This window comes from Flagellimonas sp. (assembly GCF_965601775.1).
Taxonomy (GTDB): domain Bacteria; phylum Bacteroidota; class Bacteroidia; order Flavobacteriales; family Flavobacteriaceae; genus Flagellimonas.
In genome coordinates, this window is the sequence record NZ_OZ271837.1 from 2,225,385 (window position 1) to 2,246,851 (window position 21,467).

Annotated in this window: 20 protein-coding genes; 7 read left to right on the forward strand and 13 right to left on the reverse strand. The window is 40.4% G+C overall.

Translation table 11 applies throughout. The features are described from left to right. The first annotated feature begins 117 nt into the window (after positions 1-117). Both ACSLUF_RS10185 and ACSLUF_RS10190 read left to right on the forward strand, forming a co-directional pair. Positions 118-1,206, forward strand: a complete 1,089-nt coding sequence (locus ACSLUF_RS10185; protein ID WP_435622675.1) for a M42 family metallopeptidase — start codon at positions 118-120, stop codon at positions 1,204-1,206. Positions 1,207-1,323: 117 nt separating this feature from the next. Continuing rightward, entirely contained in the window at positions 1,324-1,863 is a 540-nt protein-coding gene (locus tag ACSLUF_RS10190) for an NUDIX hydrolase (RefSeq protein ID WP_435622676.1), read from the forward strand. On the opposite strand, the gene hisS is transcribed toward ACSLUF_RS10190, so the two are convergent. The 6 genes from hisS to rpsF all read right to left on the reverse strand — a co-directional run bounded on the left by hisS (position 1,858) and on the right by rpsF (position 8,254). After that, positions 1,858-3,234, reverse strand: a complete 1,377-nt coding sequence (hisS, locus tag ACSLUF_RS10195; RefSeq protein ID WP_435622677.1) for a histidine--tRNA ligase — start codon at positions 3,232-3,234, stop codon at positions 1,858-1,860. The two genes, ACSLUF_RS10190 and hisS, sit on opposite strands and share 6 nt — an antisense overlap. A gap of 85 nt (positions 3,235-3,319) precedes the next feature. After that, complete coding sequence (locus ACSLUF_RS10200; RefSeq protein ID WP_435622678.1) at positions 3,320-3,790, reverse strand: DUF6495 family protein; 471 nt, start codon at positions 3,788-3,790, stop codon at positions 3,320-3,322. A gap of 81 nt (positions 3,791-3,871) precedes the next feature. After that, a complete protein-coding gene (locus ACSLUF_RS10205; protein ID WP_435622679.1) occupies positions 3,872-7,045 on the reverse strand; it encodes a TonB-dependent receptor in 3,174 nt (1,057 codons plus the stop codon). Between the two features lie 101 nt (positions 7,046-7,146). Beyond that, entirely contained in the window at positions 7,147-7,599 is a 453-nt protein-coding gene (gene rplI, locus ACSLUF_RS10210; protein WP_435622680.1) for a 50S ribosomal protein L9, read from the reverse strand. 15 nt (positions 7,600-7,614) lie between these two features. Next, positions 7,615-7,911: a 30S ribosomal protein S18 gene (gene rpsR / locus ACSLUF_RS10215; RefSeq protein WP_106145737.1), complete on the reverse strand. Its 297-nt coding sequence runs from the start codon at positions 7,909-7,911 to the stop codon at positions 7,615-7,617. Between the two features lie 4 nt (positions 7,912-7,915). Then, complete coding sequence (gene rpsF, locus ACSLUF_RS10220; RefSeq protein ID WP_435622681.1) at positions 7,916-8,254, reverse strand: 30S ribosomal protein S6; 339 nt, start codon at positions 8,252-8,254, stop codon at positions 7,916-7,918. A gap of 236 nt (positions 8,255-8,490) precedes the next feature. Here rpsF and ACSLUF_RS10225 point away from each other — a divergent pair, with 236 nt between their 5' ends. Then, positions 8,491-9,183, forward strand: a complete 693-nt coding sequence (locus ACSLUF_RS10225) for a LytR/AlgR family response regulator transcription factor (protein ID WP_106145735.1) — start codon at positions 8,491-8,493, stop codon at positions 9,181-9,183. Between the two features lies 1 nt (position 9,184). Here ACSLUF_RS10225 and priA read toward each other — a convergent pair whose 3' ends face one another. From priA to nadC, 4 genes are read right to left on the reverse strand one after another with little or no spacing between them, the layout of a single operon-like run. Then, positions 9,185-11,638 (reverse strand): replication restart helicase PriA, encoded by a 2,454-nt coding sequence (priA, locus tag ACSLUF_RS10230; protein ID WP_435622682.1) that lies wholly within the window; start codon positions 11,636-11,638, stop codon positions 9,185-9,187. A gap of 1 nt (position 11,639) precedes the next feature. Beyond that, complete coding sequence (locus tag ACSLUF_RS10235; protein ID WP_435622683.1) at positions 11,640-12,092, reverse strand: DUF2147 domain-containing protein; 453 nt, start codon at positions 12,090-12,092, stop codon at positions 11,640-11,642. Beyond that, positions 12,070-13,047, reverse strand: a complete 978-nt coding sequence (locus ACSLUF_RS10240) for a YihY/virulence factor BrkB family protein (RefSeq protein ID WP_435622684.1) — start codon at positions 13,045-13,047, stop codon at positions 12,070-12,072. The genes ACSLUF_RS10235 and ACSLUF_RS10240 overlap by 23 nt, the downstream gene beginning before the upstream one ends. A gap of 1 nt (position 13,048) precedes the next feature. Beyond that, positions 13,049-13,906: a carboxylating nicotinate-nucleotide diphosphorylase gene (gene nadC / locus ACSLUF_RS10245; RefSeq protein WP_435622685.1), complete on the reverse strand. Its 858-nt coding sequence runs from the start codon at positions 13,904-13,906 to the stop codon at positions 13,049-13,051. A gap of 90 nt (positions 13,907-13,996) precedes the next feature. Between nadC and rlmH the strand changes: the two genes are divergently transcribed. Next, positions 13,997-14,470, forward strand: coding sequence for a 23S rRNA (pseudouridine(1915)-N(3))-methyltransferase RlmH (gene rlmH, locus ACSLUF_RS10250; protein WP_435622686.1), 474 nt, complete (start codon positions 13,997-13,999; stop codon positions 14,468-14,470). Here rlmH and ACSLUF_RS10255 read toward each other — a convergent pair. The 3 genes from ACSLUF_RS10255 to ACSLUF_RS10265 all read right to left on the reverse strand — a co-directional run bounded on the left by ACSLUF_RS10255 (position 14,433) and on the right by ACSLUF_RS10265 (position 18,005). Beyond that, complete coding sequence (locus ACSLUF_RS10255) at positions 14,433-15,365, reverse strand: type IV pili methyl-accepting chemotaxis transducer N-terminal domain-containing protein (RefSeq protein ID WP_435622687.1); 933 nt, start codon at positions 15,363-15,365, stop codon at positions 14,433-14,435. The genes rlmH and ACSLUF_RS10255 overlap by 38 nt on opposite strands. 124 nt (positions 15,366-15,489) lie before the next feature. Then, positions 15,490-17,382 carry a phosphoglycerate dehydrogenase gene (gene serA / locus ACSLUF_RS10260; RefSeq protein WP_435622688.1) on the reverse strand — a complete coding sequence of 631 codons (1,893 nt, stop codon included), beginning with the start codon at positions 17,380-17,382 and terminating at the stop codon, positions 15,490-15,492. A 170-nt stretch (positions 17,383-17,552) separates the two neighbouring features. Continuing rightward, positions 17,553-18,005 (reverse strand): methyltransferase family protein, encoded by a 453-nt coding sequence (locus ACSLUF_RS10265; protein ID WP_435622689.1) that lies wholly within the window; start codon positions 18,003-18,005, stop codon positions 17,553-17,555. Between the two features lie 58 nt (positions 18,006-18,063). Between ACSLUF_RS10265 and ACSLUF_RS10270 the strand changes: the two genes are divergently transcribed. From ACSLUF_RS10270 to ACSLUF_RS10280, 3 genes are all read left to right on the forward strand, one after another. Next, on the forward strand, positions 18,064-18,645 hold the full coding sequence (locus ACSLUF_RS10270; RefSeq protein WP_435622690.1) for a non-canonical purine NTP diphosphatase: 582 nt from the start codon (positions 18,064-18,066) through the stop codon (positions 18,643-18,645). A gap of 142 nt (positions 18,646-18,787) precedes the next feature. After that, on the forward strand, positions 18,788-20,530 hold the full coding sequence (locus tag ACSLUF_RS10275) for a DEAD/DEAH box helicase (RefSeq protein WP_435622691.1): 1,743 nt from the start codon (positions 18,788-18,790) through the stop codon (positions 20,528-20,530). Between the two features lie 75 nt (positions 20,531-20,605). After that, complete coding sequence (locus tag ACSLUF_RS10280) at positions 20,606-21,382, forward strand: carboxypeptidase-like regulatory domain-containing protein (protein WP_435622692.1); 777 nt, start codon at positions 20,606-20,608, stop codon at positions 21,380-21,382. Positions 21,383-21,467: the final 85 nt, after the last annotated feature.

Below are 21,467 nucleotides of genomic sequence, written 5' to 3' on the forward strand. Positions count from 1 at the left end.
TTGGTACTTCAAGATTGAATTTCTTTAACAAATGTTGGGTTAAAATTAAGGATAAAGCCAAAAATGGGCTATTAAATAAAAGTGAATATTGTTAAGTTTGTCTCTTAATCCAAATACATGGCAACACCGAATATTATTACCGACCAATCCTTAAAATTCTTTGAAAAATATCTAAACAATGCCTCTCCTACTGGGTACGAGTGGGAAGGTCAAAAAATCTGGATGGAGTACCTTAAACCTTATGTTGATGATTTTATCACCGACACCTATGGTACTGCAGTTGCCGTTATTAATCCAGAGGCAGATTACAAAGTGGTCATTGAAGGGCACTCTGATGAAATTTCCTGGTACGTCAACTATATTACAGATAATGGTTTGCTCTATGTGATTCGTAATGGGGGTAGTGACCACCAAATCGCCCCTTCGAAATGGGTGAACATTCACACGAAAAATGGGATAGTTAAAGGCGTTTTTGGCTGGCCGGCAATTCACACCCGAAAGGCTGGAAAAGAAGAAGCGCCAAAACTGGATAACATTTTCATTGATATCGGTGCTAAGGACAAAGAGGAAGTAGAGAAAATGGGGGTTCATGTGGGTTGTGTGATTACCTATCCTGACGAGTTTCATGTTTTGAACAAAGACAAATTTGTCTGTCGTGCCCTGGATAACCGAGCAGGTGGATTTATGATAGCCGAAGTAGCCCGTCTACTGCATGAGAATAAGAAAAAATTACCTTTTGGTCTGTACATTACCAACTCTGTTCAGGAAGAAATTGGATTGAGAGGGGCTGAAATGATTACGCAAACCATAAAACCCAATGTGGCTATCGTTACGGATGTTACCCATGATACTACTACTCCAATGATAGAGAAAAAGGTTCAAGGAGATTGTTCCATTGGGAAAGGTCCTGTTATTTCTTACGCACCGGCTGTGCAACAGAAACTGCGGGAACGTATCATTGAAACTGCCGAAGTTAAGGAAATTCCATTCCAAAGACAGGCTTCTTCGCGATATACGGGAACGGATACTGACGCTTTTGCCTACAGCAATGGTGGGGTGGCCTCGGCGCTTATTTCTCTTCCTCTGCGGTACATGCACACTACTGTGGAGACCGTGCACAAGGATGATGTGGAAAATGTAATTCGCCTGATTTATGAAACCCTTTTGGCTATAAAACCTGGTGAGACCTTTAGTTATTTTGATTGATTTGTCATTCCCACGAAAGTGGGAATCTTTTGCCAATAACATATAGATTCCTGCCTTGCCTCACCGCTAAAGCTTCAGCGGCACGCGGTCGCAAGAATGACATTAATAATATGATTCATGGACGAATGGGTGGATATTTTGGACGATGATGGGACCCCAATCGGGGAAACCCAACTAAAATCCGAAGCACACCGTTTAGGGCTCTTTCACCCTACAGTCCATATCTGGTGTTACGATAAAAACGGATTCGTTTTGCTTCAACAGCGCGGAAAAGACAAAACCACTTTCCCATTAAAATGGGATGTTTCCGTAGCTGGACATGTTGCTGCAGGAGAACCTATTGAACTAGGTGCCCTTAGGGAAGTTGAAGAAGAAATTGGAGTGAAAATTTCCAATGAACAACTAGAAAAAATTGCCATATTCAAAACAGAGCACCAGCATTCAGAAGCCGTTTTTGATAGGGAGTTCAACCATACTTTCCTATGTAAACTATCCCAGCAAACCCAATTGAAAAAACAGGAATCCGAAGTTGAGACACTTGAATGGTTTCCTTTGGAAAAGTTCAAAGATTGGGTCAAAACGAACCACAAGGACATGGTTCCCAATTTGGATATGCGTTACGAAAAAGTGATCGCTGAAATCGAATCGCGTTTATAGGGTCTGAAAGAACGCTTCAGGATTATCCAAAGAATAAGACTGCTGATTTCCAGTGTTCATGTCCTTTACAATGAATTGACCCGAGTTTAATTCTTTTTCACCCAATAAAACTACATAAGGAACCTTGCGCTTATCTGCATACTTAAACTGCTTCTGCACCTTTGCTGCCGAAGGATATAAATCAGCTCTTAAACCAAGACTTCGTAGGGTACCCACTAATTTGAGGGAAGCAGCACCCTCTTTTTCACCAAAATTAAGACAAAGAATATCCAAAGAAGTATCCAAAGATTCGGGGAACAATCCCAACTCCTCCAGTACCAAAAAAATACGGTCCAATCCAAAGGAAATCCCAACGCCGCTTACATCTTTCAATCCAAAAATCCCGGTCAGGTCATCATATCGTCCTCCACCACCAATAGAGCCCATTTGAACTGTTGAAGGGGCGGCCACTTCAAAAATAGCTCCCGTATAGTAGTTGAGTCCTCTGGCCAGGGTGACGTCCAACTCTACCGAAGCACTTTGTAATCCTAATTCCGCAATATGGGCGAGAATGGTCTGCACTTCAGCAATTCCTTCCATTCCGAGTTCTGATTCGGACAACAATCCCTTTAAAATCTCCAGTTTTTCTTGGTTGTTGCCAATCATCCCAAACAAAGGGGTAGCTTTTGCTATGGCATTTTCAGAAATACCTTTATTCACCATTTCAGCTTTAACAGCCTCCTCCCCTATCTTATCCAGTTTGTCCAAAGCCACGGTAAAGTCCACCAATCGGTTTTGGGCTCCGATTACCTCCGCAATACCGTACAATATCTTTCGATTGTTGATTTTTATGGTGGTCCCATCAAGTCCCAAATCCGTAAAGACAGCATCGTACAATTGTACAAACTCCACTTCCTGGAGCAAAGAATTCGCACCTACCACATCAGCATCGCATTGATAAAACTCACGGAAACGACCCTTCTGGGGTCTGTCGGCCCGCCAAACCGGTTGTATTTGATACCGTTTGAATGGAAAATCAATTTCATTTTGGTGCATGACCACATATCGGGCAAAAGGCACGGTGAGATCATAGCGCAAGGCTTTTTCGGTTATTTTGGGTGCCAAAGAACCAGAGTTCTTGGAACTATAGGTCACATCATCCACCTTGGAAATAAAATCCCCCGAATTTAAAATCTTAAAAATCAGGCGATCTCCTTCCTCTCCGTATTTGCCCAATAAGGTTTCGGAATTTTCAAATGAAGGCGTTTCAATGGGTTGAAAACCAAACCGTTCGAAGTGCTTGGTAATTACTCCGATAATGTAGTTTCGCTTGGTTACTTCAGCTGGTGAAAAATCACGGGTTCCCTTTGGAATGGATGGTTTTTGGGCCATTCAAGTAGTATAATGATTAGGGAGCTCCTTTATAGTTGATTCGATGATCAAAACCGGCGCGTAGAATCTATTTGGCAAATATCGATTATTCCATGATTTTTTCAAACCATTGGTAGAGTTCCCCTTTGGTAATGACAGCTCCTTGCTGAATCAAATCGAATTTATCCTTGTTTTTATCTTGGGAATAGGCCTTGGAAGCCGTAAGGTATTCCACAAAATCGGATTGAAAGTTCCGTTTAAACCAACCAAATCCTACTTCGGTTCGCAAATCAATTTCAGGATTCAATACTTTGACCGAAAAAAGTTTCATTTCTTTTTCCGTTAAATGGAACAAGTGCATGTGTTGCTCCGATATGTTTTCCAGATATTCCACTTTCGCCAATACGCCTTCCCAAATCAAGTCGCTGAAAACATCCAGTTCCTCCTCTGCAACTTCGGGTTTTTCTTCTTTCAGTTGCGTCCACTCGTCAGCAGTGATGGATTGTGTAGCCAAAAAATTGATGAACTCTGGATGAAGTTCTTCCAGTTGCTGCTGTGTCAACCTTGCATATTTCATGTATTCCATTTCAATTGATCCGGCAAAAATAAAAAAAGGCCACGCTTTTGCGCAGCCTCTTTCAAGAAATTTAGGTCGGTTCTAGTTAAAGATGTATCGTAAGCCGAATTGCATCTGCCATCTTGAAATTAAATCAGGATTGTTGACAAAAGTGCTGGTCTGCGTAGTATCGAAACTATATACTGGATTACCCAAGTCGTCAATAAAAACACCCAAAGGCTGTGTAGTTCTCGGGTCTTGAACCACTCCCCAATTGGAATTTATCAAATTACCAAGGTTTAAGATATCCACGCTAAACTGAATGGTGTTCTTTTTATCCCCTGCTTGGAAGTTATAATCCTGTAGAATTTTTACATCCCAACGGCCTGTCCAAGGGGTCAGGATATCGTTTCTTCCGGCATAGCCCCCCCTTCGTGAGTTCAAATACTCATCTTGTTGGATAAAAGCTTCAAAAGCCTCCCGTTGCTCAGGAGCGGCAAATTGTTGTTGCTGAAGCTGGGCTGCAGTTGGAATGAAAATCAAATCATTGGTGAAAGAACCGTCGTTATTAATATCCCCAGAATAGGTATACGAGAATCTACCTCCTTCAGCATACTCGAAGAACGCACCAATGGAAGTTCCCCAAGTTCCACCACCATATTGCCATGATTTGTTCAACTGACCAATGATTCGGTGCCTGTTTCCAAACAAACTTGGTGAGCTTGCCGCAGTATTTACATTACCAAAAGCAGGATTCAAATCAAAAATATCACTGCTGATTTCAGCACCCAGTGAATTGGCATCAAAACTTTCCAAAAAGTTGTAGGCAACACTGGCAAAAAGGTTATTATCGAACTGCTTTTGAACTTTAACGGTCCAGTTGAATGAATATCCTACATCCACATTGGAAAATACATAGGCATTAGTAGGTCCACCAAAAATGGTGGCCCTATCCGTGGGGAGGTAAATAGGTCTGTTATCAACGCCAGCCAATGTGCCATTTGGTGTTCCAGCACCAAAATTGTTTACTGTGGCGGCGTTTAGGTCTTCCGTATAAATAATATCGGTACTCGCGACAATTCCATTTTCAAAACGGTAATCCAATCCTAAATTGCTACGCCATACTTGTGGGAATTGAAAATTAGGATTCGTGGTTTGATAGAAAAAGAAGTCTGTGCTCTGTACCTGATTGCCAACCCAAACAAATGGGAATCTTCCTGAAAACACCCCAGTACCTCCACGAATTTGGAAGCTTTGATCACTTCGTACATCCCAATTGAACCCTAATCTTGGTGACCAAAGAATATCGTTGCTAGGTAAGTCTAAGCTATTCAAGAAAATAGGCTCTCCATTCTCATCAAAATATTGAATATCGGGAGCATAGGTTCCACCCTCGGAAAGTAGGCCTCCTTTTCTATCAATGTTTTCCTGAATCAATCCTCGGGTATTGAAATAAAGAGGTCTATCTGCGCGGATACCATAGGTCAATTTAAAGTTATCTGTTACATTCCAATCGTCCTGAATGTAGAAAGCCAACTGCCCTACTTTAGTTTCTGCCAAATTCCACCCTCCAGGGGTACCAATTGGGACTGCGTTGTTTGCTGCAAAAATATTCTCGGCATTGTTTATAGCATCACCTATTAATCCATTATCGACAGCATCCAAGAAGGAATCCACACTTGGGAAATCAGCAAAAACCCCAACAGCTCCTCGCTGATCGGCAAAGAAATAAGTGCCCAGGTTAAAGGAGTTGAAGAACTCAAAGTTCTCATAAGAGAAACCTACAGTAAAGGTGTGATTTCCTGTGAAAAAGTTTAGATTATCGGTAATCTGAAATACGCGTTGTTCCAACCTATTATTGATGGAAAACGGTTCATGACCCGCTACAATGGCTCGCACACCGTCTTGCTGAATGTTAATAGCAGGTGCTGGCGTAGAAAATGGATTTCTAAAATCATCAAAAAAGGAATACCCAATTTGTAGTTTGTTCGTCGCTGTACCATTGTTGAAGGTTGAGTTCAATTCTGCCAAAAAGGAATCGATATTATTGTTAATCTCATACCCACTATTGGCAAACTGCAATGTAGTGGCATCTGGACCTCTACGGCCAATAGCGAATTCATTCGCCGTCAAATCCCTTGATGCTCTCAAGAAGTTGTAAATCAATGCTAACCTGTTGTTGTCATCAATATTCCAATCCAGTTTGAAAATACCTTTGGTGGACTCTGTATCCAAAAGGAAACCTTCAAAAGGGCCTGTTTCATAACCCAAACCTGCCAAAGCATCAGAAACCAACAACAAATCAGTTTCGGAGACCCTGGAAACATTGTTTCCAGATTGACCTCGGTTGGCCACAAAGTTAGAGCCCAAATCTTCCCTTTGGTCTCGTTCAAAGTTGGCGAAGAAGAACAACTTATTCTTCACAATGGGTCCTCCAATGCTCACACCAAATTGGGTTTGTGTTAAATCCGGAACGAAGATGTCCTCACCTTCCACTTTGCTCCCGGTCAAATCTTGATTTCTAAAGAAAGTGTAAACGGTCCCCTTTAGCTCATTGGTACCACTCTTGGTGACTGCATTAACCGAGGCACCTGTAAATCCTGCTTGCGTTACATCATAAGGTGCCAAAGAGACCTGAATTTGGTCAATTGCATCCAACGAAATCGGTTGCGCATTGGTCTGACCCCCCGGTGTGGCAGCATCCAACCCAAATGGATTGTTGAAGATGGAACCATCCAGAGAGAAATTATTGTATTGGGAGTTACGTCCACCAAAGGAATTCCCGTCCGAAGTGGGCTCCAATCGAGTAAAATCTTGAGCAGACCTAGTAATCGTGGGCAATCGAGTGAGTTCCCTTCTACCCACACTGGTTTCGGAACCTGTTCTATCACTACCAAAAGTACCAGTGGCATCAGAAACCACAACAACCTCATCCAAAGCTTGGCTATCCGATACCATGGTAAGGTTGTAATTAAAGGTTTTACCCAGTGTTAGAAAAATATCATTTTTTACGGCTGTTTTAAATCCAACATAGGATATGGTCACTTCATACGGTCCTCCAACGCGTAGGTTTAAAAGGTTATACCTTCCATCTTCGTTGGTAATAGCTCCGTAGCGCGTTCCCGTTGGGGTATGCACAGCTACAACATTAGCTCCAAATAAAGGAACGCTTTGGTCGTCAACAACAGCCCCTCGGATGTTGGAGGTAGTTACTTGTGAAAAAGCAGAAGAGAATACCATAAGAAATAGTATCCACAGAGGTAGAATTTTTTTCATGATGAGTTAGTTATAAAGTTTATTGAGCACCTACAAACATAGACAAAAAAAAGAGCTATGCACGCATAGCTCTTAACAACTTATTAACTAAGTCTTGATATCTATTTTGCCTCTGCAATAACCTCAAATGGGAAATCTACGATTACCTCTCTATGCAATCTAATTTGGGCGTGATAAGGTCCTACTCTTTTGATAGTTCCTCCTTTAATATTGATAAACTTTCTGTCCAACTGATGTCCTGCTTTTTCTAAAGCAGCAGCCAAGTCAATATTGCTCACAGAACCAAACAACTTGTCACCAGCACCTACTTTAGCAGGAATACGAATTTCCAATTGCTTTAAGGCTTCAGCAACTTTATTGGCCTCATCAACAATTTTTTTCTCTTTGTGGGCTCTTTGCTTCAGATTTTCAGCCAAAACTTTCTTGGCGGAAGGAGTAGCCAAAGTAGCCAAACCTTGAGGAATAAGGTAGTTTCTACCGTAACCATTCTTCACGGTTACCACATCATCCTTGAAGCCTAAATCCTGTACGTCTTCTTTTAAAATAATTTCCATGCTTCTTCTACCTTTTTATTTTAACATATCGCCTACGTAGGGCATTAAGGCCAAGTGACGAGCACGTTTAACTGCCTGTGCAACTTTTCTTTGATACTTCAAGGAAGTTCCTGTCAATCGTCTTGGAAGCAATTTTCCTTGCTCGTTTACCAACTTCATCAAAAAGTCTGGGTCCTTATAATCAATGTACTTAATACCTGATTTTTTGAACCTACAGTATTTCTTTTGCTTATTGGTTTCAATGTTCAATGGGGTCAAATATCTGATTTCCCCATCTTTCTTAGCTTTTGCTTGTTGCTCTATTGATGCCATACCCTTATGCGTTTGCTTTTAATTTTGTTCTTCTTCTCTCTGCCCAAGCAATTGCGTGCTTGTCCAATTTAACCGTTAAAAAACGCATGATACGTTCATCTCTGATAAATTCCAGTTCGTATGGCGCAATAACGCTGCCATCAACAGTAAACTCAAACAAGTGGTAAAATCCACTTTTCTTGTGTTGAATGGGATAGGCCAATTTCTTAAGTCCCCAATTCTCTTTAGAGACCATTTTGGCACCATTCTTAATTAAGAAATCTTCAAATTTCTTAACTGTTTCCTCTATCTGGGTCTCAGATAGAACGGGATTCAAAATGAAAACAGTTTCGTAATGGTTCATATATACTTATTTTTAAAGGAGCGCAAAATTAGCAATAATAACTTCTCCGCGCAAGAAAAGAATTAAATCTTCGTTTAAAGTACAAGAGTTATTAACAGAATGAACCTTTCAAATCTATATAACGTATATAGCAAAGTACACAACAGAATAGACCATGTTTACATCTTTTGTTGTCTTTAAACGTCATTTTTGTGTAATTTGCCGATGATTTAAAACCCTACAAATCACCCCTTTCTATGAAATTAAAAAGTATAATAGTTGACGACTCCTCCATGCAGCGAATGGCAGTTGCCAAACTAGTAAACAACCATCCTCACCTTGCCTTGATAGCTGAGTACAGCAACGCTATCGAAGCAAAGAACGGCCTGAAAAACCATGAAATAGACCTTATTTTCTTAGATGTTGAAATGCCTATCATCAGCGGTTTCGACCTTTTGGAAGCCTTGGAAAATCCTCCACAGGTAATTTTAATCACTGGAAAGCCTGATTACGCACTCAAAGCTTTCGATTATGACGTTACTGATTATTTGCACAAACCTATCACTTTAGCACGTTTTGAGGCATCCGTTAAACGAGCGGTAACCAAGTACGAGCAAATGAACCGTGTAGATGAGGACGAGGAGCATATCTTTGTAAAAAGTAATCTTAAAAAGCGTAAGGTTATCTTAAACGACATTAAATGGATTGAAGCACTGGGTGACTACATCAAATTGGTTACTGATGAAGCCAATATTGTTATCCTATCAACCATGAAATCCTTTGAAAAGCAGTTACCTGCTGAAAAGTTTCTAAGGATACATAAATCATACATTGTGAATCTGGAAAAAATTGAGAAATTCAACAGTAAAAATGTTGAAGTGGGGGGCAGACAGATTCCATTAAGTAGAAACAAAAAGACTGAATTGGCCGAAGCTTTGGCCAACGTATAAATTATATGTGGTCTACATTGTAGACCAGTCTTACACTTTTATACTTGGAAATAGCATTAAAAGATTTTTCAATTCTTTTAATGCTATTTTTTGTTTGGGCTATCGATAGGTTTTTGGGAACCTTTACCAAAACATTTTTAAGATAATCCCTTCGTATTCTGGAAACAGGAGGATATTCGGGCCCCAAAACCGAACACTTCAAAACATTCGTCAATGATTGGGCGAACCATAGTGCAGCTTCATTGAGTTTATTAAAGTCCTTATCCTTTAAGGTGATTTTTATGATACGAACAATTGGTGGGTATTTGAACTGCTCCCTCTCGTAGTATTGCTGTTCAAACATCTTGTCGTATTCATTTGTGGTCACCTGCTGAAGTATCTGATGATAGGGGTTATAGGTTTGGATGAGTACCTTTCCCTGTTTTTGGGTTCTTCCTGCCCTTCCAGCCACTTGGGTCAACATCTGAAATGTACGCTCATGGGAACGATAATCGGGAAAGTTCAGAAGGGAATCCGCGTTCATTACCCCAACCAAGCCAACATTTCTAAAATCCAACCCCTTTACCACCATTTGGGTACCCACTAAAATGTCCAACTCTTGTTGCTCAAAAGCACTTATCAATTTTTCGTAGGCATATTTACCCCGAGTAGTATCCAAATCCATTCGTCCGACATGGGCTTCTGGGAACAGTTCTTTTAATTCGGATTCAATTTGTTCCGTTCCAAATCCCTTCTTATCCAAAGTGTTACTACCACAAGCCTGGCAACTCTGCTGTAGGGGTATGTGATACCCACAATAATGACATCTGAGTTCATTTCGCTGTTGGTGATAGGTCAAACTCACATCACAATTGGGGCATTGCGCTACATGGCCGCAGGTAGTGCATTCCACAATGGGTGCAAAACCTCTACGATTTTGAAAAAGTATGATTTGCTCACCTTCACCTAAGGCTTCCTCAATGGCTAGAAATAGCGTTTCGGAAAAGTGACCTTTCATTCGCTTTCTTTTGGTGGCATCCTTTAAATCCACAAGCTTCACATCGGGCATAAGCGCTTCGCCATATCGATATTGAATATGCGCATAGCCATACTTTCCCTTCTTCACATTATCCATGCTTTCCATGCTGGGTGTTGCGCTGCCCAAAACACAGTTCGCCTTATGCAATGCCGCCAAAACCACCGCTGCATCCCTGGCATGGTATCTCGGTGCCGGGTCAAATTGCTTAAAGGAGTTCTCGTGTTCTTCATCAACTACCACTAAACCCAAATTGGAATAAGGCAAAAACAAGGCGGAACGTGCACCAATGACTATCTGCGCTTTTTCAGAATTCTTCAAGACATTTTGCCACGCCTCCACTCGCTCATGAATGCTGTATTTGGAATGATAGACCGCAATTTTATCACCGAAATAATCCCTAAGTCGACCGATTAGCTGCGAAGTCAATGCAATTTCCGGAAGTAGATACAATACTTGTTTTCCTTCTTGAATTGCTTCATCAATACACTTAAAATATACCTCAGTCTTTCCTGAAGAAGTAACCCCATGAAGCAAGGTCACTTTGTCCTTGCCAAAGTTTGATTGTATGAACTCCAGGGCTTTTTGTTGATGTTCATTTAAAATGACTTCAGCGTTGGTTGCTTCACCATCAAATGAAACACGGTCCTGCTGTACCTGATATTCTTCTAGAATGCCCTTATTGACCAAACTCTTTACAACAGCTCTGGAAACCCCGCTTTCTTTGAGCAATTCTTTAAGAGAAATTGGTTTTTTGGCCTTTGCGGTCAATTGAAATAGGGCCAACAATACTTTACTCTGCTGTGGAGCCCTAGAAAGTGTGGTCAGTAAATCTTCCAAATGCGCTTCCTGCTCATAGGCTGAGCTCAGACGTATAAATCGGACCTGTTTGGGCTTGTATTGCTCGTAAAGTTCTTCCTTTAAAAGAACTACGCCTTTTTGAACCAATCGGTGTACAAGGGGAAGAACATTTTTCTTGTCCACAATTTCAGCAACTTCAGAAATCTTAAGTGCTGATTGATATTGCAATGCCTCAAATATCAAAAACTCGTCATCCTTAAGAGCCATATCATCAACATCGGAGTCCTTGTTGGGTAAAATCAAGGTTTCACTTTCCAAAAGGAAGGCACTGGGCAAAACGGTGCGAATGACCTCCCCTAAGGTGCACATATAATATTCCGCAATCCACAGCCAATGCTCAAACTGAATTTCATTTACCAACGGAGTTTCATCCAAAATCTGGTATATGGGTTTGGCCTCATAGGCCTCCGGAGCTTGGTTGTGAACTTCAAAAGCAAGTGCCGTATAGATTTTTGACTTTCCGAAAGGCACAGCTATCCGCATGCCTCTTTTAATAAAGTGGGCTTCTTCTTGGGTGATTTGATAGGTAAAACGCCGCTCCAAAGGAATGGGGAGCACTACATCCAAGAACCATGACATATTATTCGCCTTCTTTTATTCTATGCCAAGTCTGCGTTCTGTACAGGAACGCCACATAACCGCGTACCTTTAGCTTATCGGGGTCTTTGGAATCCAGCCATAACTTTCCTCGATACGTCGTTCCGCTTTCGGGGTCCAACAAATTACTGCCCTTATATTCGTTATCACCATTTTTTTTAAAATTCCTAATGATATGCATGCCTTTTACTGGCTTGTCCTTCAAATCTCCTTTGCAGTTGATGCAAACAGCATCCTCCCTACCCTTTTCCAACACTCGGACAATCTTGGCATTAAGCAATCCCTTTTCTTGGTATACTTCCACAATGGCTTTTGTAATTCCCGTTTTATCGTCAATGGTTTTCCATTTTCCAAAAATGCTTTGCCCCTGTGTTGATTGTGTAACCACTAGGAAAGCTGCAACCATTAAATAGCTACCCCAATTTTTGATTTTCATGTTTCTTTTTCAATGAGTTCAATGTTGCGTTCAATTCAAATCCCAACAGCAAAATATTGGAATTCAACCAAATAAATACCATCAGAATCAATAATCCTCCCAAAGCGCCGTACAGCTCGTTGTACCGGGCAAATTTTTCCACATACACCCCGAAGAGATACGAAGTCAAAATAAAAAGCAAGGTCGTCATCAGCGCTCCCGCAGAAAAAAACCGAGCTTTCTTGCCTTCGGCAGTACCAAAATAGTACAGGATGGCCGTGGTAAAATACGAGAGAATCATAAAGAATAAGATTTTGGCCAATTGTATTCCAAGGGTATCTCCTTTCTCCTGGTCATATCCCAAGGTTTTTCCCAAATATTCACTAGTGTACTCCACTACATAGAATTCAAAATACACATAGGCCACTGCGGAAAAAATCAATAAGATGGAAAGGATAAGTCCGACCATCAAAGCATAGGCGTACTGTCTAAAAAAATTACGCGTCAACTCTACGTGATAGGAATTCTCAAAACCACTAAAAATGGCATTTACCCCATTGGCCACCAAAAAAATGGATACTACAAAAGCGGAAGAAAGCAACCCTCCCCTTCGCTGGTCCTTTATCTGCTGATAAATATCCCCGAAATAGTCACTCGTCGCTGTTGGTAAAAAAGATTCCAAGAAAAGCAAAAACTGGCCATCAAAATTCTCGTTGCCCACACTAGCGTAGGGGATAATAAAGGGCAAAAGGGTAATCAAGAAAATTAAAAGTGGGAACAGCGCCATAAACAAGCTAAAAGCAATAGAACTGGCACGACTCGACAGGGTTCCTTCCACTATCCCGACCACATACATTTCCAATAAATCATAAAAGGAAAGTCCTTCAAAGGCTTTCAACTTAATCTTCTTTAAAAGCCTTACCACCCAATTTACAATGGGAATTTTTTCCAAGCGCTCTTCAATGGCAACTGACATATTAGAGCGCTTTTAAACTTAAATCCATATTATGAACAGAATGGGTCAATGCACCCGAAGAAATATAATCGACCCCACATTCCGCATATTTTCGTATCGTAGTTTCATTGATTCCCCCAGAGGATTCTGTCAGACATTGGTCACCAATTAATTCAACTGCTTTACGAGTGTCTTCATAATTGAAATTGTCCAATAGGATGCGGTACACTCCTGCTGATTCCAAAATTTCCTTTACTTCTTCCAAATCCCTTGCTTCGACGATAATCTTAAGGTTTCTATTTGTCTTTTTTAGATATAGATGGGTCTTATCAATCGCTTTGGTAATCCCTCCAGCAAAATCAATATGGTTGTCTTTCAACATGATCATATCATACAGCGCAAAACGATGGTTTTCCCCTCCTCCTATTTTCACTGCCCATTTTTCCAAAGCTCGTATTCCAGGGGTTGTTTTCCGAGTGTCCAAGATTTGGGTTTGGGTGCCTTCCAATAAATCAACATAGAATTTTGTTTTGGTGGCTATGGCACTCATGCGTTGCATAGCATTTAAAACCAAACGCTCCGCTTTTAATATACTTTGGGAACTTCCCTCAACATAAAAAGCTATATCCCCATATTTCACCGAATCACCATCTTGAAGAACTTCTTCAACTTGAAGGTTATCATCCACGAAGGCAAAAACTTGTTTGGCAAAATCTATCCCGGCAATAATCCCTTCATCCTTGACCAAAAGCTTTGCTTTTCCAAAGGCCGTCGAAGGAATACAGGCTAATGAACTATGGTCACCATCACCGACATCTTCCCTGATGGCATTTTGTATTATTAAATCGATTTCCTTTTGGAACTGTTCCTGGGCAATCATTTAGATGGGGTTTACACGAAAATACTAAAAACATTAATCCTAAAAAGCGGTCTGTTTATATTGTTTAGTAGCAAACCTTTACTTTTGATTATGCAGATTACGCTAATGGCCATAGGCAAGACAGATTCTAAAGAACTTGCCTCTTTAATTGATAAGTACGAAAAGCGATTAAGACGTTACATCAAATTTCAATTGTTGGTTATTCCGGACCTAAAAAACAGTAAGAACCTTTCAGAATCGCAACAAAAAGAGAAAGAGGGGGCACTTATTTTGGCACAGATAGAAAGTTCAGATGTCGTAGTACTGCTAGATGAAAAAGGCAAATCCTTTACGTCAATGTCATTTTCCAATTACTTGCAGAAAAAAATGAACAGCGGTTTAAAAAGATTGGTGTTTGTCATCGGTGGGCCCTACGGCTTTGGGGAGGAAGTGTACGCTAGGTGCAATGAAAAAATCAGTTTGTCTTCTATGACCTTTTCCCATCAAATGGTACGATTATTTGCCATTGAACAGGTATACAGGGCGTTTACAATTTTACGGAATGAGCCGTATCATCATCAATAACTTCTTCCTGTTTCGATGTAGGAGTATACTTTTCCAGCAGATTTTCTACTTTGCGCAATACAAAATGATGAGGCTTTTCCTGCTTCCTTGTGTTTTCCAACGACTTGACCATGTTCTGGGAAACCGTTTTCAACTGATCTAATTCTTCGGAAATAAAGCCATAAATTTCCTTTTGCCTTTCTTGGTTCTTCTCCACCTTTAGAACATACTGCAAATCCGTAATGTTTTTCATATGGGAATTAAACACATGGGACTGGTGCCAAGCAATTTCAGATAGCTTTTTCTTTTGGTCTAAAATTCTATTGATGATTGGGTTTACTATGAACAAAAATTCAAAAAGGATAATAAAGATGGAAAAAATGGCAAGTTCCAACTCAACCACCATCATGGTCTTGATTCCCTTTTCTGATTTCTTTTGAAACATATTTACAATACCATCCATGATAACCAAAAAACGGTCTACCCGATAGCGTACATCACTAAAATTGATAGCATCAAAATTTTGAAAATCACGAAGTTCGGCATACAACCATTCCAAATGGGGTTCCAATCTTTCAAACTCCCTTAGAATCTCGGGATCCTCTAAAGGCTCAATTTTGAGCCCCACACTTCCCTTCTGCAAAATTTCGTTCATTTGATATAATTTGGTCAGCGTCAGTTTCATTTCAGCATAGTCACATCTATGAAACCTACAGGAATAGAGTTCGTTAAGCAATCTTTGACTCAACATACGCTGTCTACCAGCAAGGTTGACCACCAATGCCGTCGACCTTTGCTCGCTAAGGGTGTATTGCGTAAGACTCTGGATGAGAATTGTCAACAAGACTACCGAAACCACAAGTAAATAATATGCACGGAAACCCTTTTTAAAAAGCTTTACTCCCCTGACCTTCATTAAATTATTTTATAAGAATTTGCTTACAAATTAGTTCAAAAAGGTAAAGAACGCCCTAGAAATGTTGTGAACGTCTCTTTTGAATAGGTGAAATCTGTTTTCTGTAAATACTTAGGTAATTCTACTAGTACAGTACTCTAAACTTGATCGTGTTTTCCACATTTTTCAGTGCTTTGACTACTTCTTTGTTATAGTCCTTGTCCAAATCTGAAATTACGTAACCAACGTCACTATCCGTGGAGAGGTATTGCCCGGTAATGTTCATTTCATATTTAGCCAACACCTCATTGATTTTGGCCATGATACCCGGTACATTTCGGTGAATATGAAGAAAACGGTGTGCATTATTCTGTTTTGGTAGGCGAATATTAGGAAAATTAACTGCATCTACGGTATTTCCAGAGTTGATGTAGTCCATTATCTTGTTTGGAACAAAATCGGCAATATCTCGCTGCGCTTCCTCGGTACTGCCGCCTACGTGCGGGGTCAAAATCACATTGGAAAGGCCTTGAAGTGGAGTGGTAAACTCTCCATTGCTTCGAGGTTCAACAGGGTAAACATCTACCGCCGCACCTGCTAATTTTTCTGCTTTGAGAGCAACTGCCAAAGCATCTATATCCACAACAAAACCACGGGAGAGATTTATCAGGTAGGCACCATCACGCATTTGGTTAATCTCTCGCTCACCAATAAAGTTTTTGTTGGCTTTGTTGTCATCCACATGCAGGGTAACCACATCAGAAACGGAAAGCAATTCTTCCAAAGTGCTGCATTTAATTGCATTTCCCAGTGCTAACTTATCAGCTACGTCATAATAATAAACGCGCATCCCCATGGCCTCCGCCAAAACAGATAATTGTTTACCGATATTACCGTAACCGATAATTCCTAGGTTTTTCCCCCGAACTTCCTTTGAGTTGAGGGCGGTTTTATTCCATTGCCCGGTATGGATTTCGGAACTACGGGTAAAGACGTTCCGCATAAGCATAATAATCTGTCCAATCGCAAGTTCCACTACGGAACGCGTATTGCTATAAGGTGCGTTGAAGACCACGACTCCCTTTTTCTTAGCGTATTCCAAATCAATTTGTGTAGTACCAATGCAAAATGCGCCCACCACCAACAATTTGTTTGCGGCATCCAATACCTTTTGGGTCACCTGAGTCTTGGAACGAATTCCTAGAACGTGAACACCTTTAATTTTTTCGATGAGTTCCTCTTCCGGTAAACTATGTTTTACCAGCTCCACGGAAAAACCATCTTCAGAAAGGTTTTCGAAGGCATCTGGATGCACATTTTCCAACAACAGAATCTTGATTCTGTTCTTTGGATATGATAGGTTTCTAGGTAAGTCGTTCACAAAAAGAAATTCATCTAAACTAGGTGCTACATGGTCTGCATTGTTGGCCGCCTTGTCTCTATGTACGTTTTCGGTGTATGCAAAAAACTTATGGGCCAACCCAGCCTCCCGCATGACATAATCACTGTATCCATCACCAATAACCTGTACTTCCCCATCCAAGTCCAAATGCTTTAGGCATTCGATTTTCCCATTATGCGAGGCAAGTACATTGGCTTCATCAAATCCGATAATATTCCCATCTTCATCAAACTTGAAAGTATTGGCGTATACTCTCTCCGAAGGAATATTGTACTCCTGGACAATAGGGTCAATAAACTCTTTGAATCCGCATGAAATTACATAAATATCTTCAGAATACTTTTCAAAAAATTCCTTGTTGGAAGCGATGGACTTTGATATTTTCTGGCGTAACTCCACCACCAAACCTTCAAGATTATCCTTATGGGCATTAAGCAAGCGGATGCGGCGCTCCAGCGATTCGGTAAACGAAATATCCCCGTCGATTCCCAAGTTGGTGATTTCCTGGATTTCCTGAATTACCTCATCTTTGTTTGATTTTCCTTGAAGCGTAATTTCTGCCAAAACATCAAGCGCTTCCACCCTAGTCAGGGTACTATCAAAATCAAAAACGTATTTGCGTGCTGCTCCTACCATGAATGCCCTTAAAATTAAGGGGTAAAATTAAACTTTAATTCTTTTCAAATTCCCAACAGAAGCAAAATCTAACAACTGCTGATAATATGATAAAAAAGCTTTGCAATTGTTCAAAAATTTAAAATCGAACGCCAATTACAGGACATTCTGTTGAAGATTGCTTAAAGCAACTAAAACCACCTTCGCGTATTTTTTTTATAGAGTGAATATGCTTTTCCATACTTTTTTTCCAGGGCCTCTTCTTCAAACCTAATCTGAAAGTGATTCATATAATAGACAAAACCCGCGGCAATAAGTGTATTAAATGCATTGCCCAATTTTAATCCAAATGCTAGAAGAATCAGTAGCATGGCCAAATACATCGGGTTTCGGGTGTAATTGAAGATGCCTTTCGTCACAAGCGAACTGGTTTTTGTTAAGTCGATAGGGTTTGTGGTAGTTTTCACCCTTTTGAACTGAAAAAGGGCTAATCCCATAACCAAAATGGCTAATCCCAATAAGCCAACAGCAAGTTCTTTTCGTCCAAAGAAATCAAACTGACCCACAGGCAGCAATTTAGCTAATGCATACATAGCGCCTGCAAAAATCAACATGACCAAAGGGGGAATTATTTTTATTCGCATAGCAATTTTGTCAGCACTCTAAATTACTATTTTTGGACTTTTCTTAATAACTCTTGCTTTGAAACTAGTATTCGCCACACATAACCCTAAAAAGCTTGAAGAGGTCAAAGCAATTCTTCCAGCTACTTTTGATTTACTGTCCTTAGATGATATTGGCTGTCATGAAGAAATTCCTGAAACTGGTGAGACCCTTGAAGAAAATGCGCAGTTGAAAGCTGATTTTGTGACTCACAATTATGGACTAGATTGTTTCAGCGACGATACAGGCTTATTGATAGATGCCTTGAATGGCGCTCCGGGGGTTTATTCGGCCCGTTTCGCAGGAGAAGAAAAAAATTCCGAAGCCAACATGGATAAGGTACTGTCTTTATTGGAAGGCGAATCAAAAAGAAATGCACACTTTAAAACGGTTATCCATTTAAATTTAAAGGGAGAAAGTTATGTTTTTGAAGGTACTGTTCATGGAGTGATTACCGAAAAACGAATGGGTTCTGGAGGCTTTGGATACGACCCCATTTTCAAACCAAAGGGCTATCAAAAAACATTCGGTCAACTTTCCTCTGAGGTTAAAAACAGTATTAGCCATCGTGGTAGGGCCATTCAAGAACTTATCACATTTCTAAAAAACCAACGGTTTTAGTTTCCAACCCCATTAATTCGATTACCTTTGCCGCTTATTAACGCCGCCGGTATGGGCATGGTGTTGCAAGGGCTACATAGAGGTATTAAGAAAATCGCCCAGGACAACACATCATATTTGCGATTTTTAAATTGTACACTTTATGTCAGCATTTGAAGTTTTAGGGCTGGACAAACCCCTATTGGATGCCATTACGGATATGGGATTCGAAAAACCTTCCGAAGTCCAAGAAAAGGCTATTCCCCTTTTATTGAGTGAAGAAACCGACTTGGTTGCCTTGGCCCAAACCGGAACGGGCAAAACGGCTGCCTTTGGATTTCCTATGATTCAAAAAATACACGCAGAGAGTAGAACAACCCAAGGATTGATTCTCTCTCCAACCCGTGAACTATGCCTGCAGATTACGAATGAGCTCCAATTGTATTCAAAATATATTAAAGGACTAAATACCGTGGCCATTTATGGTGGTGCCAGCATTACGGAACAGGCCCGACAAATAAAACGGGGCGCACAAATTGTTGTGGCTACACCAGGAAGGATGAAAGATATGATTGGGCGTGGCATGGTGGACATTTCCAAAATCGACTACTGTGTTTTGGATGAAGCTGATGAAATGCTCAACATGGGATTCTATGAGGATATCAAGGACATTTTATCCAATACTCCCCAAGAAAAGTTTACATGGTTATTTTCGGCAACCATGCCGAAGGAAGTGGCTTCCATCGCCAAGAAGTTTATGCACAAACCCAAGGAGATTACGGTTGGTGCCAAAAATGCAGGGGCGACCACAGTTCAACATGAATATTATACTGTAGGAGGGCGCGATAGATATTCCGCCTTAAAACGTTTGGCGGATGCCAATCCAGGTATTTTCTCCGTAATCTTCTGTAGAACAAAAAGAGATACCCAGAAAGTAGCGGAGAAATTGATTGAGGATGGCTACAACGCCGGGGCACTTCATGGTGACTTGAGTCAAAACCAACGGGACTTGGTAATGAATTCCTTTCGTAAAAAGCAAGTGCAAATGCTTGTTGCAACAGATGTTGCTGCCAGAGGTATCGATGTTGACGATATAACCCACGTTATTAATTATCAACTTCCTGACGAAATAGAAACCTACACACACCGAAGCGGCCGTACGGGAAGAGCTGGGAAGTCCGGGATTTCAATGGTTATAGTTACCCGTTCAGAACTCCGGAAAATCAATGCTATTGAAAAGAAAATCAAACAGGACTTTATTGCCAAAAAGATTCCTACGGGTATTGAAATTTGCGAGATTCAACTATATCATTTGGCCAATAGAATCAAAGACACAGAAATCAATTCAGAAATTGATAGCTATTTACCTGCAATAAATGATGTTCTTGAGGGTATTGACCGTGAGGAACTGGTGAAGAAGATTGTTTCCGTAGAATTTACCCGTTTTTATAACTATTACAGTAAGTCAAAGGATTTAAATACTTCTACTGAAGGTCCTCGGGATAAATCCAGTAAAAGAGATAGTGGTTCTGGTTCAGTACGCTATTTCATTAATATCGGGGAACGCGATGGTTACGATTGGATGAGCCTGAAAGACTTTTTGAGGGATACCCTAAATCTGGAAAAAGAAGATATTTTTAATATTGACACCAAAGGTAGTTTCTCATTTTTCAATACTGATGCCTCCCTTACCGAATTTATCCTTCAAACCTTTACTGATTTTAAGGTTAAAAGTCGATTTATCAATGTAGAGGTATCTACCAAACCCGGTGGTAGCGGTAAAGGCGGAAAACGTCGTGACAGAAAACAGGGACATCGAAAAGGTGGGGATGGACAATCCTTTCGTAGAGGTGGCAAAAACAGCAAAGGAAGACGTGGAGGTAAAAAAAGACCTGGTTTTTATTAGTTAATTCTATATTAAAAGCATCAAGTCAACCATAAATTTTGCTTTGTTTAGTATTTTTATGGCCAGTTTGATTGCATGAAAAGAACTCTACTTTTATTATTTCTCCTCTTTTCTTTTTTGGGTTTTTCACAAAACGAGAGCGATTCACCTGTTGAAGGGGAGATTACCGCGAAGGTCATAAATGCGCAGAGTGGCTATACCATGGAAAGCGTACACGTTATCAACTTGAACAAGGTAGTGGGTACCATTACCAATCAAGAAGGTAGGTTCAGCATTCCTGCTGCCGTCAATGATACCCTGTACTTATCGTTTTTGGGCTTTAAATCCCAAAAGGTCCGGGTTACCAATGACATGTTCAAATTTGAGGAAACCGAAATTGCGCTTACGGAATTGGCCTATGCCTTGGAAGAAGTCATTGTAAGACCTTACCAGCTTACGGGCTATCTAGAAATCGATGTAAAAAACTTACCGATAAACAATTCATATCAATATAGCATTTCGGGTCTATCCAGCAGTTATGAAGCGGGTAATAAAAATCCAAGTGCCGTGACCAAGGTCCTGGGTGCCATCCTAAATCCTGCGGACTTATTACGGAATCTCTTTGGAAAAAAGCCGAAACAGCTTCGTAAACTGCGTCAAATGAAGGAAGATGAGGATATTAGAAATCTTTTGGCTTCCAAATTTGACCGTGAAACGCTTACTGAGCTTCTTCAATTGGAAAAAATGGACATCGATGATATTCTAAGCAATTGCAATTATTCAAAATCCTTTATTCTAACAGCTAACGACCTTCAGATTTTGGATGCCATTTCCAGCTGTTATGAGGAATATAAGGTTCTGAACCGCAGATAGTTCTTTTCATTTTCCATTTTTACCACCCTCGCATTTCTTAAATAAATTTTAAATTTTGCCTTTCATTTTATAGCTTTAGGCAAAA